Consider the following 17170-nt stretch of genomic DNA (forward strand, 5'->3'; position numbering starts at 1 on the left):
ACCTTTGCGTGAAGGGCTATTGACAAGTGTTGAATTGTGCGGCGGGGTGCTCCGATGAGCGTTCGATGCGCCCCTGAAGGGTTATTCACAGGCGCGGCGGTGCCATGGTGAATCGCGCGTTGACCTCGGCGTGGACGTGCTGCCGCTGGGGTTCGAGGTCGAGGGGGGCGGCGGAGTCCTCTTCGGCGGCGTAGGCCATGGAGCGCATACGGCCGCCGCGGGTCTGCGGGGCGTTCTCTGCGCCGATGTCGGCGAGCTCCAGCAGTGCGGTCAAGGAGGTCCCCAGCGCCTCGGCGTATTCCCGTGCGCGCTGCACGGCTTCTCGTACCGCCTGCTGTCGGGCCTCCCGGTGGGCCGGCGAGTCGGGGCGCAGGGCCCACCAGGGGCCGTCCACGCGGGTGAGGTCCAAGTCGGCCAGGCGGGTGGTGAGTTCGCCGAGGGCGGTGAAGTCCGTGAGTTCGGCGGTGATGTGGACGCGGCCGTGGTAGGCGTGGATGCGTTCGCCGCGGCCCTTTTCCTTCAGTTCGGGGCTGATGGAGAAGGCGCCGGTCTCCAGTCGCTCGACCGCGTCGCCGTAGGTCTTGATGAGGTCGAGGACGCCGGTGTTGCGGCGGGTGAGGTCGTCCAGGGCGGCGCGGCGGTCCTTGCCGCGGGAGGCCACGGTGACGCCGATGCGGGCGATCTCGGGGTCGACTTCGAGGTGGGCCTCGCCGCGGACGGCGATGCGGGGGGCTTCGGGGGTGCCGTAGGGGACGGCGGGCTGAAGTTCCTCTGAAGGGGCGGTCATACGTCCCACTCTGTCATCGCTTGCTGGGTTACGGCCCTCGTGGGTCATCAGATCGAAACCTGCGGGGTCTGTTGCTGCTCGCCATGGCCAGGTCAGAATCTACGCGCGTTGTTGACCAATTCGCCGGGAGAAGCACTCATGCCGTTGAACCGCCGGAAGTTTCTGACCAAGTCCGCCGTGACCGGAGCGGGGGTGGCGGTTGCCGGTGCGGTGGCCGCCCCGGCGGCGCAGGCCGCTCAGACGGCGAAGGGCGCCCGGCCGAAGAAGCGGTACGCGCTGACGGTGATGGGCACGACCGACCTGCACGGCAACATCTTCAACTGGGACTACTTCAAGGACGCGCAGTACGCGGACGCGCAGGGCAACGCCAAGGGCCTGGCGCGTGTCTCGACGCTGGTGAACCAGGTCCGTGCGGAGAAGGGCCGCCGGAACACGCTGCTCATCGACGCGGGCGACACGATCCAGGGCACTCCGCTGACGTACTACTACGCGAAGGTCGACCCGATCACCGCGAAGGGTGGGCCGGTCCACCCGATGGCGGCGGCGATGAACGCGATCGGGTACGACGCGGTGGCCCTCGGCAACCACGAGTTCAACTACGGCATCGAGACGCTGCGCAAGTTCGAGGACCAGTGCCACTTCCCGCTGCTGGGTGCGAACGCGCTGGACGCGAAGACGCTGAAGCCCGCCTTCCCGCCGTACTTCGTCAAGAGGTTCTGTGTGCCGGGCGCCCCTGATGTGAAGGTCGCGGTCCTCGGTCTGACCAACCCCGGCATCGCGATCTGGGACAAGGCGTACGTCGAGGGCAGGATGGTGTTCCCGGGGCTGGAGGAGCAGGCCGCGAAGTGGGTGCCGAAGCTGCGCTCGATGGGTGCGGACGTGGTGGTCGTGTCCGCGCACTCCGGTTCGTCGGGGACGTCGTCGTACGGTGATCAGCTGCCGTACATCGAGAACTCGGCGGCGCTGGTGGCGCAGCAGGTGCCGGGCATCGACGCGATTCTCGTCGGGCACGCGCACACGGAGATCGCGGAGCTGCTGGTCAAGAACGAGAAGACGGGCAGGACGGTCGTGCTGTCGGAGCCGCTGTGCTACGCGCAGCGGCTGTCCCTGTTCGACTTCGAGCTGGTCTTCGACAAGGGCCGCTGGTCGGTCGAGTCGGTGAAGGCGACGGTGCGCGACTCGAAGACGGTCGCCGACGACCCGAAGATCACCAAGCTGCTGAAGGACGACCACGACATCGTGGTGGAGTACGTCAACCAGGTGGTCGGCACGGCCACCGAGAAGCTGACGACGGTCGAGGCGCGCTACAAGGACGCCCCGATCATCGACCTGATCACCAAGGTGCAGGAGGACGTCGTCAGGGCGGCGCTGGAGGGCACGGAGCACGCCTCGCTGCCTGTCATCTCGCAGGCCTCCCCCTTCTCCCGCACCTCGGAGATCCCGGCCGGCGACGTGACGATCCGGGATCTGTCGAGCCTGTACGTCTACGACAACACGCTGGTCGCCAAGCTGCTGACGGGCGCGCAGATCAAGGCGTACCTGGAGTACTCGGCGCAGTACTTCGTGCAGACCGCCGCCGACGCGGTCGTCGACGTGGAGAAGCTGACGAACGCGGGCAACCGTCCCGACTACAACTACGACTACGTGTCGGGGCTGTCGTACGAGATCGACATCGCGCAGGCGGCGGGTTCGCGGATCAGGAACCTGGCCTACGACGGTGCCGCGCTGGATGACGCGCAGCAGTTCGTGTTCGCGGTGAACAACTACCGGGCCAACGGCGGCGGGGCGTTCCCGCATGTGGCGTCGGCTCCGGAGCTGTGGTCGGAGTCGACGGAGATCCGCACCCGGATCGCGGAGTGGGTGACCGCGAAGGGTGTGCTGGACCCGAAGGGCTTCGCGTCGGTGGACTGGAAGCTCACGCGGAACGGTACGCCGGTGTTCTAGGTCCGCGGTCGTTCTCGTCAGGAGCCTCAGATCCCGTCCAGGAGCGGTGTCAGCGTCTTCGGCTGACGCGCCCGCGGGATCCGGGGCTCCTGCTGTTCGAGGCCGAAGGTGGTGAACGCCGTCCGGGTGGGGAGGGGGTAGGTCTCCTGGCCGGTGACGGAGTTGAGGATGCTGGCGCTGCGCCAGGCCGCGAGGCCGAGGTCGGGGGTGCCGACGCCGTGGGTGTGGCGTTCGGCGTTCTGGACGTAGACGTGGCAGCCGGCGCCTGTGACGGACGGGTCCATGACCAGGCGGTACTGGTCGTCGATGCGTGGGCGTTCCTGGCTGTCGCGGCGCAGGTAGGGGTCGAGGCCGGCGAGGATGCGGCCCAGGGGGCGTTCGCGGTAGCCGGTGGCGAGGACGACCGCGTCGGTGGTCAGGCGCGAGCGGGTGTTCTGGTGGATGTGCTCCAGGTGCAGTTCGACCTTGGTGGTGGCGATCCGGCCGGCGGTGCGGACCTGGACGCCCGGGGTGAGGACGGTGTCGGGCCAGCCGCCGTCCAGGGTGCGGCGGTAGAGCTCGTCGTGGATGGCGGCCAGGGTGTCGGCGTCGATGCCTTTGTGCAGCTGCCACTGGGAGGTGACGAGCTTGTCGCGGACGGGTTCGGCGAGGGCCTGGAAGTAGCGGGTGTAGTCGGGGGTGAAGTGCTCCAGGCCGAGCTTGGAGTACTCCATGGGTGCGAAGGCCTCGGTGCGGCCGAGCCAGTGCAGCCGCTCGCGTCCGGTGGGGCGGCGGCGGAGCAGGTCGAGGAAGATCTCGGCGCCTGACTGTCCGGAGCCGATGACGGTGATGTGCTCGGCGGCGAGGAGTGTCTCGCGGTGGTCGAGGTAGTCGGCGGCGTGGATGACGGGGACGGTGGGTGCGTCGACGAGGGGCCTGAGCGGGTCGGGGACGTCCGGTTCGGTGCCGATGCCGAGGACGATGTTCTTCGCGTACGTACGGCCGAGGGCTTCGGCGTCCCCGCCGGGGTCGAGCTGGGTGAAGTCGACCTCGAACACGTCGCGTTCGGGGTTGAAGCGGATCGCGTCGACCTGGTGGCCGAAGGACAGGCCGGGGAGGTTCTCGCAGACCCAGCGGCAGTAGGCGTCGTACTCGGCGCGCTGGATGTGGAAGCGCTCGGCGAAGTAGAAGGGGAAGAGCCTCTCGCGGGTCTTGAGGTAGCTGAGGAACGACCACGGGCTGGCGGGGTCGGCGAGTGTCACCAGGTCGGCGAGGAACGGGACCTGGATGCGGGAGCCGTCGATGAGGAGCCCGGGGTGCCAGGCGAAGGCGGGGCGCTGCTCGTAGAAGACGGTGTCGAGCTCGGTGAGGGGGTGGGCCAGGGCGGCGAGGGAGAGGTTGAAGGGGCCGATGCCGATGCCGACGAGGTCGCGGGGTGTGTCGGGGTCGGGGTGCGGCGGGTCGGGGTGCGCGTGGGTGTGGTGCGAAGGGGCGGTGTGTGCGGGGTCGGGGTGCGGGGGCGGCGTCCCGAGGGCCGGGTGGGGGGTGGTGTCGGGAGCTGGGCGGGGGCTCGGGTGGAGGTCCGCTCGAGGGGCGGTGTCGGGGGCTTCCTTGAGGCTCGTGGGAGGGCTCGTGCGGGGGCTCGGGTGGCCGCCCGAGTGGGCGCCGGCGCGGGGGGCGGTGAGACGGGGGGTGGGGTGGGGGCCGGTGCGGGGGTTGGTCTGCGAGCTCATCCGGGGGTGTTTCCTTCCACCAGTTTCAGGAGGGCGGCCAGGTCGTCCGGGCGCGTGTGGGGGTTGAGGAGGGTGGTCTTGAGCCACAGGCGTCCGTCTATGCGGGCCCGGCCCAGGACCGCGCGGCCGTCGGTGAGGAGCCTTCGGCGTACGGCGGCGACGGCGGCGTCGCAGGCGTGTGCGGGCCGGAACAGGACCGTGCTGATGGTGGGCGGGTCGTAGAGCTCGAACGCGGGGTGACCGTGGACGAGGTCGGCGAACTCACTGGCCCTGGCGCAGACCTGCTCGACGAGCCGGCCGAGTCCGGTGCGGCCGAGGGCCTTGAGAGTGACGGCGATCTTGAGGACGTCGGGCCTGCGACTGGTGCGCAGCGATCGGCCGAGCAGGTCGGGCAGGCCCGCCTCGATGTCGTCGTCGGCGTTGAGGTAGCCGGCGTGGTGGTGGAGCACCGCGAGGGCCCGCCGGTCCCGTACGGCGAGAAGCCCGGCGGCGACGGGCTGCCAGCCCAGCTTGTGCAGGTCGAGGGTGACGGTGTCGGCGGCGTCGAGTCCGCGGAGCCGGTCACGGTAGCGGTCGCTGAACAGCAGGCCTCCGCCGTAGGCGGCGTCGACGTGCAGTCGGGCGCCGTGGGCGGCGCACAGCGCGGCGATCTCGGGAAGGGGGTCGATGAGCCCGGCGTCGGTGGTCCCGGCGGTGGCGGCGACGAGATGCGGACCGGGCAGCTGTGTGAGGGCCTCGTCGAGTGCGGCGGGGTCGAGGACGCCGGCGGGGGCGGGCACGACGACGGGCTCGGACAGCCCGAGCAGCCAGGCGGCTCGTGGCAGGGAGTGATGTGCGTTGGCTCCGTGGACGAGCCTGACGCCGGCGCCGCGCGCTTCTCGGGCGAGGAGGAGGGCGAGTTGGTTGGATTCGGAGCCGCCGGTGGTCATGAGGGCGGAGGGGGTGGCACCGGGTGGGGTCGGGGCGGTGGCGGTCTCGGTGCTGAAGACCTCCCGGGTGAGAGCTCCGGTCACCAGGGCCTCCAACTCCGAGGCGCCGGGCGCTTGGTCCCAGGAGTCCAGCGAGGGGTTGAGGGTGGAGGCGGCGAGGTCTGCGGCGGCGGCGACTGCGAGGGGCGGGCAGTGGAGGTGGGCGGTGCACAGGGGGTCGGCGGGGTCGGCGGCGGTCTCCGCGAGGGCGCGGACGACGGTGTGGAGGGCGTTCGGGTCGCCCTCGGCCGGCAGTACGTCGCCGACGGCGTCCCGCATGCGCGCGGCCACCGCTTCCGGGCCGCCCCGTGGCAGTGCGCCCGCGCGTGCCCCGGCGCCCTCGCTCAGCGCGTCGAGCACGATGTCGAGCAACGGCCGCAGGGCGTGGGGGCCTTCCGGGCCTGAAGCGAGCGACTGCGGTGTGCTCATCGTGTCCTCCCGGGCGCTGGGCAAGAAGGACTTCCAGCTTGTACGCCGATGCGCGTTCGCGTCCGAAAAGCCCAATGATCGGAACCCGAAAGGGGGTATTTCCGTACGGGGAACGCGTGTCGGATGATGCGTGCCGCGGATCGCGGAGTAGGGGGCTCGGGCGGGGCGCCTCAGGCGGCTCGGGCGGGACGGCTCGGGCTTCTCAGTTCCGGAAGTCGTCGGCGTGGTCCTCGGCCCACCGGGCGAAGGTGCGGGCGGGGTCGCCGGTGATCTTCTGCACCGTGTCGGTGATCTCCGGCGTCACACCGACCGTGGCCGCGAAGGCCTTGAGCAGGGGCTGGAGCATGTGCGGCGGCAGGGACGGGAACAGCTCCGGGCCCGCCTGGTCCGGCGGTGTCTCCACGAACTCCAGGGCGCGGCCGAGGGCCCGGCCGATCTCCTCGACCTGGCCGGCGTTGGAGATGGCCTCGGGCCCGGTGAGCCGGTGGACGGCGCCCTCGTGGCCGTCCTCGACGAGGGTGCGTTCGGCGACGGCGGCGATGTCGTCCTCGTGGATCGGCGCGCCCAGCCCGTCGGGGAACACGCCCCTGACGCGGTGGCCGGCACGGATCTGAGGGGCCCAGTGCAGGGCGTTCACCGCGAAGGCGTTCGGGCGCAGGAAGGTCCACGCGAGGCCGCTGTCGCGGATCTGCCGCTCGGCGGTGGCGTGCATGACGTGGATCGGGTGGGACGCGCGGGCGTCGTCGGCGCCTTCCTCGATGATCCCGGAGGAGAGGAGGACGACATGCTGGACGCCCGCGGCGCGAGCGGCCTCCAGCAGGGCCCCGGTCCGCCCGCCGAGTGCCTGGACGTACAGGAACAGCCTGGTCGCGCCCTCGAACAGCGCGGCGGGCCGGTCGGGGTCGAACCGGACCGCCTCGGCGGGCGCGGGCAGTCCGGCCCGCCGGGGATCACGGGTGAGCGCCCGCACGGGCCGGTTCGCGTCGACGAGACGCTCGACGAGGGCACGTCCGACGTTGCCGGTGGCGCCGGTCACGACGATCACAGGGTTCCTCCGCGGCTGAGGGCTGATCTTCCTTGGGCTCGTCGAGCCTAGGAAGGAAGGTCAGCCCACCGCATCGGCCGTGGGAACCAGTACGGGCCTACGTCGGAAGGACTAGCCCTCCCTCACCCGCAACGCCCGTGCCAGGTCGTCGAGTTGGTCGGCGAGCCTGCGTCGCAGCGCCGGGACCGGCCGGCCGTCGCGCAGGCACTCCTCGCCCAGTTGCAGGGCGTCGGCGTCGACGGCGTGCACCGGAAAGGCGTGGCGGCCGGCGGCGTCGGCGATGGCGGGGCCGCGGCGGGCGCCGACAGCGACCGCGTCCTTGTAGTAGCGCGGCACGTACTGGCGGAGCAGGTCGGCCTGTTCGGGCTGCCAGAAGCCCTGGGCCGTGGCGATGAAGAGGTAGTTGGACAGGTCGGCGCGGCCGTCGCCGCCGAACATGGCCTCCCATGCCTTCGTCTTGGCGTCCTCGTCCGGCAGGGCGGCCCGGCAGCGCGCCGCGCCCTCCTGGCCGGTGGCGCTCGGGTCGCGCTCCAGTTCGGCGGCGATGGCCGCCTCGTCGACGGCGCCGAGGACGGCCAGCCGGGCCAGGACGCGCCAGCGCAGGTCGGGGTCGAGTTCGGGTCCGCCGGGCACGGTGCCGTCGGCGAGCCAGGCGGCGATGGTGTCGGGGTGGGCGGCGACGTCGATGAAGTGGCGTACGGCGATCAGGCGCAGGCCGGGGTTGTCGCCGTCCTCGGTGCGGCGGATGAGGTCGCGGCACAGGGCGGAGAGGGTGGCCAGGGCGGCGGGCCGCTCCTCGGGGGCGAGGTAGCAGTCGGTGACCTGGGCGGCGGCGAAGGCGACGACGGCCTGGACGACGGCGAGTTCGCTCTCGCGCGGGAGGTGGGCGCGGGCGGCGGCCAGGTAGGCGGTGGGGGCCAGTTCGCCGTCGCGGACGGCGTCGCGCAGCGCGTTCCATACGACCGCGCGGGTGAGCGGGTCGGGCAGGCCGGCGAGGCCGGCACGGACGGTCTCGAAGGATTCGGCATCGAAGCGGACCTTGGCGTAGGTCAAATCGCCGTCGTTGAGCAGCAGTAGCGCCGGGCGCTTGCCGATGGGCTGCGGCGCGGCCTGCGGGACGTCGAGGTCGAGGCGTTCGCGCAGGGTGAGGTGGCCCTCGCCGTCGCCGAGGTCCTGGTCGTACAGGCCGACGGCGATGCGGTGGGTGCGGCTGCCGAGGTGGTCGACGGCGAGCGTGTAGGTGCCGTTGTCGCCGCGGGTGACGGCCGGGACGAGGGTGTCGACGCCGGTGGTGCGCAGCCAGGCGTCGGCCCAGGCGTGGACGTCTCGTTCGGTGGCCGCGGCGAGGGAGTCGATGAAGTCGGCGAGGGTGGCGTTGCCGAACCTGTGGCGCGCGAAGTGGGTGTTGATGCCGGTGAGGAAGTCCTTCTCGCCGAGCCAGGTCACCAGCTGCCGCAGCGCGGAGGCGCCCTTGGCGTACGAGATGCCGTCGAAGTTGAGCATGGCGGAGGCGGTGTCGTCGACGTTCTCGGGGGCGACGGGGTGGGTGGAGGGGCGATGGTCGGCGTCGTAGCCCCAGGCCTTGCGGGCGGTGCCGAAGTCGGTCCAGGTGTCGGTGAAGCGGGTGGCCTCGGCGCAGGTCTGGTAGCCCATGTACTCGGCGAAGGACTCGTTGAGCCAGATGTCGTCCCACCAGCGCAGGGTGACGAGGTCGCCGAACCACATGTGGGCCATCTCGTGGGCGATGACCACGGCGCGGGTCTGCCGCTCGGTGTCCGGGACGGCGGAGCGGTACACGAACTCGTCGCGGAAGGTGACCAGCCCGGGGTTCTCCATGGCGCCGGCGTTGAACTCGGGGACGAACGCCTGGTCGTAGGAGTCGAAGGGGTAGGGCTCGTCGAACTTCTCGTGGTAGCGGTCGAAGCACGCGCGTGTGATCTGGAAGAGCTCGTCGGTGTCGGTGTCGAGGTAGGGGGCGAGCGAGCGGCGGCAGTGCAGGCCGAAGGGCAGGCCGCGGTGTTCGGTGCGCACGGAGTGCCAGGGGCCGGCGGCGAGGGCGGCGAGGTAGGTGGAGATCCGCGGGGTGGGTGCGGCCTGCCAGCGGCCCTGCCCGAGGTGTTCGGTGATGCCGTTGGCCAGGACGGTCCAGCCTTCGGGCGCCTTGGCGGACAGGTGGAATACGGCCTTGAGGTCCGGCTGGTCGAAGGCGGCGAAGACGCGCTGGGCGTCGTCCATGCACAACTGCGTGTAGAGGTAGGTCTCGCCGTCGACGGGGTCGGTGAAGCGGTGCATGCCCTCGCCGGTGCGGGAGTAGTCCATGGCCGCTTCGACGCGCAGTTCGTGCTCGCCGGCGGTGAGGTCCTTCAGGGGCAGCCGGTTGTCGTCCAGGGTCGCGGGGTCGAGGGGGTGTCCGTCCAGGGTGACGGAGCGCAACTCGGCCGGCTTGATCTCGACGAACGTGTCCGCGTCGGCGCGCGTGGAGAACCTGATGACGGTATGCGACTCGAAGGTCTCGTCCCCGGTGGTCAGATCGAGTTCGATCGTGTAGCGGTGAACGTCGAGTAGCTGGGCACGGGTCTGCGCTTCGTCGCGCGTGAGTACGGACATGCAGGACATGCTGCCTGATGCCGCTGACAAGGCACAGAGGCGGATCGGTACGTGCGTTATGTCCGGTCCTGGGCCGTGGCCGCCGGGCTGTCCCGCTGGGGCGGGACACGGGCTTCGGGGTGGGGCAGGGCGGGGCGCGGCCCGGGCTGTGCGAGCGTGGTGTCGTCCTTGACCAGGGCCCGTAACGCGCGGACCTCCCGCTCCAGGGCGCGTTGGCGCTCGTGGGCGTCGTACAGGTAGCGGACCTTGGTGCGCAGCGCCCAGGGGTCGATGGGTTTCATGACCAGGTCGGCGACGCCGAGCCCGAAGGCGGCGGCCACCAGCTCCTGGTCCGCGCCGAAGCCGGTGAGGAGGATGACCGGTATGTGCTGGGTCTGTTCCACTCGCCGCATGTAGCGCACCACGTCCAGCCCGCTGACGCCGGGCATGCGGACGTCCAGGAGCAGCAGGCCGACCTGCCCGCGGAGCACCTGCTTGAGCGCGTCGTCACCGTTGGTGGCACGGGCCAGTCGGTAGCCCAGCGGGGCGAGGGCGCTCTCCAGCGCGTACAGCGTGTCCTCGTGGTCGTCGACGATGAGGATCTTGGCATCCGACGGCATGGCCCGACGTCCCTCCCGCGTGGACATGCAGGGTATGTCCGGGGGCGCTGACGGGGAGTGCGTGTCAGCTGGCATGCGGTGCACAGCGCAGCATGCCCCGCCCGGGCCGCCGTGTCACTCCCTCGGGAGGGTCTGTCTACGTCCTGTCGTCACCTTTGCGTCGTTCGTGCCGCGGGCGGGGGCGGGGGCCGCCCCTCGGCCGGGAATATGGCGACATGCCGGGCTGAGGGTCCCTAGGGGTGGTGCGTCGTCGGCTCGGTGCCGTTGAGGGCGTCCTCGGCGATGCTCTCGTGGTGCCTGATCACTTCGGCGATGATGAAGTTGAGGAACTTCTCCGCGAACGCGGGGTCCAGCTTGGCGTTTTCGGCCAGGGTGCGCAGGCGCGCGATCTGGCTGGCCTCGCGGGTGGGGTCGGCGGGCGGGAGCTGGTGCCTGGCCTTGAGATGACCGACCTGCTGGGTGCATTTGAAGCGTTCGGCGAGCATGTGGACGACGGCCGCGTCGATGTTGTCGATGCTGTCGCGCAGCCGGGCGAGCTCCTCGCGGACGGCGGGGTCGACGCCGCTGGGGGACGTGTTGCTGGTCATGAGCGCCCAGCCTACGGGGCGGCTTCAGTCGATCGTTCGTCCGATCACGGGTGGATCGTCGGGGTCGGGGACCTGGTTGCTCCAGCCGCCGGGGACGGTGCGGCCCTGCTGGGCGCGGAAGCGGACCGGGGCCATGCCGACGCGGCGGGTGAACAGCCGGGAGAAGTAGGCGGGGTCGTCGTAGCCGACGCGGCGGGCGACGGCGGCGACGGGCAGCTCGGTGGCGGCGAGCAGTTCCTTGGCCCGGCCCAGGCGGATGCCGAGCAGATAGTCCTTGGGGCTGCATCCGGCGCCGCGCCGTACGGCGGTGCGCAGTTCGGCGAGGGTCATGCCGTGCCGGGCGGCGTGGTCGGCGACCGTCAGGGGCAGACACGCGTCGCGGGCGAGGGCCTTGAGGACCTGGTCGCCGTCGGGGGCGAGGTCGGCACGCGCGCGGCGCAGGGCGACGAGGAGTTCGTGGACGGCGGCGCCGGTCTCGACCTCCAGGAGGGGGTTGTCCCGGCGGGCGGCGCGCGCCATGCGTCCGATGACGGCCCGCGGGCCGGAGGCGTCGGACAGGGGCACGACGGGGCGGTCCGGCTCGATGTAGCCGAGTTCGCTGTACGACGCGGTGGCGGGACCGCCGAAGTCGACGAAGCCCTCGTCCCAGCCGGTGCCCGGATCGGGCGCGTAGTGGTGCGGGACGCCGGGGGTGAGCCACAGCAGCGTGGGTGCGGTGACGGTCGTACGGCGGCCGTGGGGGTCGGCGTACCACCCGCCGCCGGAACTGATGACGACGGCGACATGATGGTCCAGGATCCTGGGCCCGACGGTGGGCAGGGCGCCGTACTGGAGGCCGACGCCGAGGCAGACCAGGCCGAGCCGGTGATGGGCCGGGCCGGGCGTGAAGAACCGCATCCAGGTGTGGTACATCCGCGGCCCCTTGCACTGCGTGCGGTTTCCGTCCAAGCAGCGCCGATCTTTGTCCATGGACCCTGACCTGCGCCAGGGGCGAGGGTGGGGCGTATGAGCGAGTTCACGGTGGGGGACGAAGACTTCCTGCTGGACGGGCGGCCGGTGCGGCTGCTGTCCGGCGCGCTGCACTACTTCCGGGTGCACGAGGCGCAGTGGGGGCACCGGCTGGCGATGCTGCGGGCGATGGGCCTCAACTGCGTGGAGACGTATGTGCCGTGGAACCTGCACGAGCCGGCGCCGGGGCACGGCCGGGACGTGCGGGCGCTCGGCCGGTTCCTGGACGCGGCCCGGGAGGCGGGGCTGTGGGCGATCGTGCGGCCGGGTCCGTACATCTGCGCCGAGTGGGAGAACGGCGGGCTGCCGCACTGGCTGACGGCCGAGGTGGGCGCACGCGCGCGTACCCGTGACGAGCGCTGGCTGGGGTACGTGGCGAGCTGGTTCCGGCGGCTGGGAGACGAGATCGTGCCCCGGCAGATCGACCGCGGCGGTCCGGTGATCATGGTGCAGGTCGAGAACGAGTACGGCAGCTACGGCTCGGACGCGGAGTATCTGCGTCGTCTGGCGGACCTGCTGCGCGAGTACGGCGTCACGGTCCCGCTGTTCACCTCGGACGGCCCCGAGGACCACATGCTCTCCGGCGGCTCCGTCCCGGGGATCCTGGCGACGGTGAACTTCGGCTCCCACGCGCACGAGGCGTTCGAGGCGCTGCGCCGGCACCGCCCGGACGGCCCGCTGATGTGCATGGAGTTCTGGTGCGGCTGGTTCGACCACTGGGGCGGCGAGCATGTCGTGCGCGATCCGCGGGACGCGGCGGCGGCCCTGCGGGAGATCCTTGAGTGCGGTGCGTCGGTCAACCTGTACATGGCGCACGGCGGTACGAACTTCGCCGGCTGGGCGGGCGCCAACCGGGGCGGCGGGGCGCTGCACGACGGGCCGCTGGAGCCCGACGTGACGTCGTACGACTACGACGCCCCGATCGACGAGTACGGCCGCCCCACGGCGAAGTTCTGGGCCTTCCGCGAGGTCCTCGCCGAGTACGCCGACGGTGACCTGCCCGAAGTCCCGCCCGCGCCCGCGCCGTTGGGTACCGCGGCCGGGGCGGACCTGACCGACTGGGCGTCCCTGGGTGACGTGCTGGAGACGCTGGGCGGCGCGCAGACGTCCGGGCCCGTCCCGCCCACGTTCGAGGAACTGGGCGTCGGGCGGGGCCTGGTGCGGTACGAGGTGACGGTGCCGGGGCCGCGGCGGCCGTATCCGCTGACGGTGCGCGGGCTGCGGGATCTCGCCGTGGTGTACGTCGACGGGGAGCGGGCCGGGGTGCTGACCGAGGACGACGCGGGCCTGAAGGAGCCGGTCGCCGGGTACGCGCGCGTGGAGCTGTGGGTGGAGTCCCTGGGGAGGGTCAACTACGGGCCGCGGCTGGGCGAGCCCAAGGGGATCACGGGGGGCGTCCTGCACGAGCGGCAGTACCTGCACGACGTACGCGCGCGTGGGCTGCGGCTGGAGGCGCTGGACGACTTCGAGAAGGTCCGGGCGGTGCCCTCACGGGAGCTGCCCGAGGACGGCTCGCCGGGTCTCTACCGGGGCACGGTCACGGTGCGGGGTGCGGGTGACGCCCGTCTGGAGCTGCCGGGCTGGACCCGCGGATTCGTGTGGATCAACGGCTTCGGCCTCGGCCGCTACTGGTGCGCCGGCCCGCAGCGCTCGCTGTATGTCCCCGGTCCCGTCCTGCGGGAGGGCGGCAACGAGGTGTGGGTCCTGGAGCTGGAGGGGACGGCCCGGTCGGGGTCCGGCGAGGCGGGTGCCCCGGTGCTCCGGGCCGTCTGACGCACTCCTGGTGCGGCGACCGCCTAGAGGGCGTTCGCCGCCCGGGCTATGTCCTTGGCGAAGGTGCTGACCTCGGTGTAGACGCCGGGCACGCCGGTGCGGGCGCAGCCGTCGCCCCAGCTGACGATGCCGACCTGGATCCACTTGTTCGCGTCGTCCTTGCGGAACATGGGGCCGCCCGAGTCGCCCTGGCAGGTGTCGATGCCGCCGCTCTGCCAGCCGGCGCACAGTTCCTCCTTCGACACCAGCCGGTTCCCGTAGTGGCGCTTGCACACGCGGTCGGCGACGAAGGGAACGGTGGCCTTGCGGAGCTTGGTCGTGCCCGTGCCGCCTCCCTCGACGGTGTCGCCCCATCCGGCGATCGTGAACATGCCGCGGTTGTAGCGGTCCGTGGTGGCGATCTTCAGCGTCGGCTTGTCGATGGGCCGGGCGAGCTTGATCAGCGCCCAGTCCTTGCCGTTGCCGTCGTAGCCGGTGGCCACCTTGACCTTCGTCGACTTGACCTTGATCGCCGCCGAGGAGTCGAGGTCGTTGACCCCCGCGGTGACGGTGATGCTGGTGTCGTTGCCGGAGCCGTTCATGCAGTGGGCCGCGGTCAGGACGACGTCCTTCTTGTAGAGCGCCCCGCCGCAGCCCATGGAGAGATGGACCATGAACGGGAACTCGTTCTGCGCGGCGGGCGTTCCACCGACGACGCGGGTGGACGCGGCGTTCGCGCTGAGGGGCTGGAGGGAGGCGACCGTGAGCGCGACGGCAGCTACCGCGGCGGCTCTCTTGGCCAGGGTCATGCCGCTTCTCTTCGGCGAGCTGTGGGTCAACAGACGTCCTTTCATGGCGTGTTGGGCGGCCCGCAGTATGAAGATCAGGTGGCATGTTTGACAAGGACGGATCTCACGTCCCGGATGTGGAACCTCGCCGGGGAAAAAGCCCTCACATCCCCGTAGAGTGGAATCGGGTTCCAGGCGTCTTGGGGGTACGGGCGTGGCGAACGGCGGACCGGTCCAGCACGGCTTCCCACACCTGGAGACGGTGCGGGCCTCGATCACCGCGCTCTACAAGCGGCTGTCGTACGACACCGTCCAGACGTTCGCGACCAGCGTGGCTCCGGCCGACGTGGCGTTCTGCGACACGGACGACCTGTATCTGGGGGCGCAGCGGGTGGCCCACGAGCTCGTGCGGCACTATCGCCTCCCGGACGCCCGTCTGATCGTCGGCTTCCGCGAGATGTCCCATGCCGCGAACGTCGAACTCGCCGCCGGGCCGGAGTACTTCGTCGAGTTGAACGACCGCTTCCGTACGCATCGGCGGGACATCGGGGCGGCTCTCGCCCACGAGGTGGCGCACGTGTACCTGCACCGCCTGGGCCTGTCCTTCCCCGGCACGCGCGACAACGAGATCCTCACGGACACGGCGACGACGTATCTCGGCGCGGGCTGGCTGCTCCTCGACGCGTACCGGGAGGACGCGGCGTCCTCGCAGAAGCTGGGGTATCTGACGCCGGAGGAGTTCGGGTACGTCCTCGCCAAGCGGGCGCTGGTCTTCGCCGAGGATCCGTCGGTGTGGTTCACCAGTCCACAGGCGTACACGGCGTATGCGAAGGGCCTCGCCGAGGCCCGGCGCGACGAACAGCAGCCTCCGCTGACGGGGGCGGGGTGGGTGGGGCGCCGCCGGTACGCGCGCGATCGGCGGCATGCGCAGAACGACGACGGGGCCGGGGCCGGGGCCGGGGCCGGCGTCCTGCCCGGGGTGCCGTACGCGTTCACGCCGGAGGGGCGGGGGCCGCTGCGGGTGTCGTTCCCGTGTCCGACGTGTCAGCAGCGGATTCGGGTGCCGGTGCGGGGGCGGGTTCGGGCGCGGTGTGGGTTGTGCCGGACGGTACTGGAGTGCGACACGTAGGGTTCTCGCCCCCGCCGCCCCTACCCGTCCCATCCCTGGGGGCTGCGCCCCCAGACCCCCGCCATCGGCCCTTCGGGCCTCGTCCTCAAACGCCGGACGGGCTGAAAGATCCAGGTGTCCGGGGCGGAGCCCCCTCACGCGCCGTACACCGGTCCCGGCTCTCCCGCCTCCCCCAACAGCTTCACCACCGCCTCACCCGCCCCGCCCGGCGTCCACCGCGCCCCCTTGTCGACCGTCGGACCCGCCCGCCACCCCTCCATCACCGTGATCCGGCCGCCCTCCGCCTCGAAGACCCGCCCCGTCACCCCTTCGCTTGCCGCCGAGCCCAGCCAGACGACCAGCGGGGACACGTTCTCCGTGGCCATGGCGTCGAAGCCCGCACCCGGGGCCGTCATCGTCTCGGCGAAGGTCCGTTCCGTCATGCGCGTGCGGGCCGCCGGGGCGATCGCGTTGACCTGGACGCCGTAGCGGGCGAGCTCAGCCGCGGCGACCAGGGTCAGGCCGACGATGCCGGCCTTAGCGGCGCTGTAGTTGCCCTGGCCGAGCGAGCCCAACAGCCCGGCGCCGCTGCTCGTGTTGACGATCCGGGCGACCGGCGTGCGCCCCGCCTTCGCCTCCGCCCGCCAGTGGGCGGCCGCGTGCCTCAGCGGAAGGAAGTGGCCCTTGAGGTGGACACGTACGACGGCGTCCCAGTCGTCCTCGTCGAGGTTGACCAGCATCCGGTCGCGCAGAAAGCCGGCGTTGTTGACGAGGGTGTCGAGACGGCCGTACGTCTCCAGCGCCAGCGCCACCAGGGACGCGGCCCCGGCCCCGGTCGCCACGTCAGCGCCGTGCGCGACCGCGTCGCCGCCCGCCGCGCGGATCTCGTCGACCACCTGCCGGGCAGGGCTGTCGGCGGCAGGTGCGCCGTCGAGACCGACACCGAGGTCGTTGACGACGACCCGCGCCCCCTCGGCGGCGAACGCGAGCGCGTGCGCGCGCCCGAGACCCCGGCCCGCGCCGGTGACGGCCACGACCCGCCCCTCACACATCCGGCCCATGTCATGCCTCCTTGTTGACCGTTGCGGCGTCCAGGAACGCGGGCCGCTCACCCCCGCCGTGCACGAGCAGGCTCGCCCCGCTGATGTAGGCGGCGGCGTCGGAGGCGAGGAAGACGGCGGCCGCGCCGACGTCGGCCGGTTCCGCGAGGCGGCCGAGCGGGACGGTGCGGGAGACGTGCGCGATGCCGTCCGCACCTCCGTAGTGGAGGTGGGCGAGCTCGGTGCGGACCATGCCGACGACCAGCGTGTTGACCCGGACGTCCGGCGCCCACTCCACCGCCATCGAGCGGGCCAGGCTCTCCAGTCCGGCCTTCGCCGCCCCGTACGCGGCCGACCCGGGCGACGGGCGGCCGCCGCTGACACTGCCGATCATCACCACCGACCCCCGCGCGCGCTTCAGGTGTTCGTACGCGGCCAGGGACGCCGTCAGCGGGGCCACGAGGTTCAGCTCGATCACGCGCGCGTGCCGCTCGGCCTCCGCGTCCGTCAATCGCCGGTGCGGTGTGCCACCCGCGTTGTTGACGAGGACGTCCAGGCGGGGCAGGGCGGTGAAGAAGGCACGTACGGCGTCCGGGTCACGGAGGTCGAGCGGTCTGAACTCGGCCTCTGGCAAGGGCACTTCGGGCTGTCTGCGGGCACAGACGACGACGTCCGCACCGGCCTCGGCGAAGGCTCTCGCCGTCCCTGCGCCGACCCCGCGCGTGCCGCCCGTGACGACCACGACCTTCCCGTCCAGCCTCATCCCCGGCTACCCTTCACCTAACAAACGTTTGGT

General features: G+C 71.6%; 14 protein-coding genes. 3 read left to right on the forward strand and 11 right to left on the reverse strand.

All coding sequences use genetic code 11. The annotated features are described in order from the left end of the window. Window positions 1-85: 85 nt before the first annotated feature. The gene (locus ACFU95_RS09355) at window positions 86-787 is read right to left on the reverse strand and encodes an SIMPL domain-containing protein (protein ID WP_383824071.1); all 702 of its coding nucleotides are present in this window, start codon (window positions 785-787) and stop codon (window positions 86-88) included. 138 nt (window positions 788-925) lie between these two features. Here ACFU95_RS09355 and ACFU95_RS09360 point away from each other — a divergent pair, with 138 nt between their 5' ends. Next, window positions 926-2731: a bifunctional metallophosphatase/5'-nucleotidase gene (locus tag ACFU95_RS09360; protein WP_383824074.1), complete on the forward strand. Its 1806-nt coding sequence runs from the start codon at window positions 926-928 to the stop codon at window positions 2729-2731. Window positions 2732-2757: 26 nt separating this feature from the next. On the opposite strand, the gene ACFU95_RS09365 is transcribed toward ACFU95_RS09360, so the two are convergent. The 7 genes from ACFU95_RS09365 to ACFU95_RS09395 all read right to left on the reverse strand — a co-directional run bounded on the left by ACFU95_RS09365 (window position 2758) and on the right by ACFU95_RS09395 (window position 11590). Further along, the gene (locus ACFU95_RS09365; protein WP_383824077.1) at window positions 2758-4443 is read right to left on the reverse strand and encodes a SidA/IucD/PvdA family monooxygenase; all 1686 of its coding nucleotides are present in this window, start codon (window positions 4441-4443) and stop codon (window positions 2758-2760) included. Further along, complete coding sequence (locus ACFU95_RS09370) at window positions 4440-5840, reverse strand: pyridoxal phosphate-dependent decarboxylase family protein (protein ID WP_383824080.1); 1401 nt, start codon at window positions 5838-5840, stop codon at window positions 4440-4442. The genes ACFU95_RS09365 and ACFU95_RS09370 overlap by 4 nt, the downstream gene beginning before the upstream one ends. Before the next feature lie 202 nt (window positions 5841-6042). Then, on the reverse strand, window positions 6043-6885 hold the full coding sequence (locus ACFU95_RS09375) for an NAD(P)H-binding protein (protein ID WP_383824082.1): 843 nt from the start codon (window positions 6883-6885) through the stop codon (window positions 6043-6045). A gap of 111 nt (window positions 6886-6996) precedes the next feature. Then, complete coding sequence (gene pepN / locus ACFU95_RS09380) at window positions 6997-9492, reverse strand: aminopeptidase N (RefSeq protein WP_383824085.1); 2496 nt, start codon at window positions 9490-9492, stop codon at window positions 6997-6999. A 56-nt stretch (window positions 9493-9548) separates the two neighbouring features. Next, window positions 9549-10091 (reverse strand): two-component system response regulator, encoded by a 543-nt coding sequence (locus ACFU95_RS09385; RefSeq protein WP_383824089.1) that lies wholly within the window; start codon window positions 10089-10091, stop codon window positions 9549-9551. Window positions 10092-10324: 233 nt separating this feature from the next. Then, entirely contained in the window at window positions 10325-10678 is a 354-nt protein-coding gene (locus ACFU95_RS09390; protein WP_383824092.1) for a chorismate mutase, read from the reverse strand. A gap of 24 nt (window positions 10679-10702) precedes the next feature. Further along, a complete protein-coding gene (locus ACFU95_RS09395) occupies window positions 10703-11590 on the reverse strand; it encodes a helix-turn-helix domain-containing protein (protein ID WP_383824095.1) in 888 nt (295 codons plus the stop codon). 93 nt (window positions 11591-11683) lie between these two features. Between ACFU95_RS09395 and ACFU95_RS09400 the strand changes: the two genes are divergently transcribed. Next, window positions 11684-13459 carry a beta-galactosidase family protein gene (locus ACFU95_RS09400; RefSeq protein ID WP_383824098.1) on the forward strand — a complete coding sequence of 592 codons (1776 nt, stop codon included), beginning with the start codon at window positions 11684-11686 and terminating at the stop codon, window positions 13457-13459. A gap of 23 nt (window positions 13460-13482) precedes the next feature. Here the strand turns inward: ACFU95_RS09400 and ACFU95_RS09405 are convergent, their stop codons facing one another. Continuing rightward, a complete protein-coding gene (locus tag ACFU95_RS09405) occupies window positions 13483-14247 on the reverse strand; it encodes a S1 family peptidase (RefSeq protein ID WP_383824101.1) in 765 nt (254 codons plus the stop codon). A 193-nt stretch (window positions 14248-14440) separates the two neighbouring features. On the opposite strand from ACFU95_RS09405, the gene ACFU95_RS09410 reads away from it, so the two are divergent. Then, window positions 14441-15355 (forward strand): hypothetical protein, encoded by a 915-nt coding sequence (locus tag ACFU95_RS09410; protein ID WP_383824104.1) that lies wholly within the window; start codon window positions 14441-14443, stop codon window positions 15353-15355. 134 nt (window positions 15356-15489) lie between these two features. Here ACFU95_RS09410 and ACFU95_RS09415 read toward each other — a convergent pair whose 3' ends face one another. Together ACFU95_RS09415 and ACFU95_RS09420 are read right to left on the reverse strand one after the other, a co-directional pair. Then, window positions 15490-16395, reverse strand: coding sequence for an SDR family oxidoreductase (locus tag ACFU95_RS09415; RefSeq protein ID WP_383824107.1), 906 nt, complete (start codon window positions 16393-16395; stop codon window positions 15490-15492). Window position 16396: 1 nt separating this feature from the next. Next, complete coding sequence (locus tag ACFU95_RS09420) at window positions 16397-17137, reverse strand: SDR family oxidoreductase (RefSeq protein WP_383824110.1); 741 nt, start codon at window positions 17135-17137, stop codon at window positions 16397-16399. Window positions 17138-17170: the final 33 nt, after the last annotated feature.

Origin of the sequence: Streptomyces sp. NPDC057623 (assembly GCF_042800355.1) — a bacterium.
Taxonomy (GTDB): domain Bacteria; phylum Actinomycetota; class Actinomycetes; order Streptomycetales; family Streptomycetaceae; genus Streptomyces.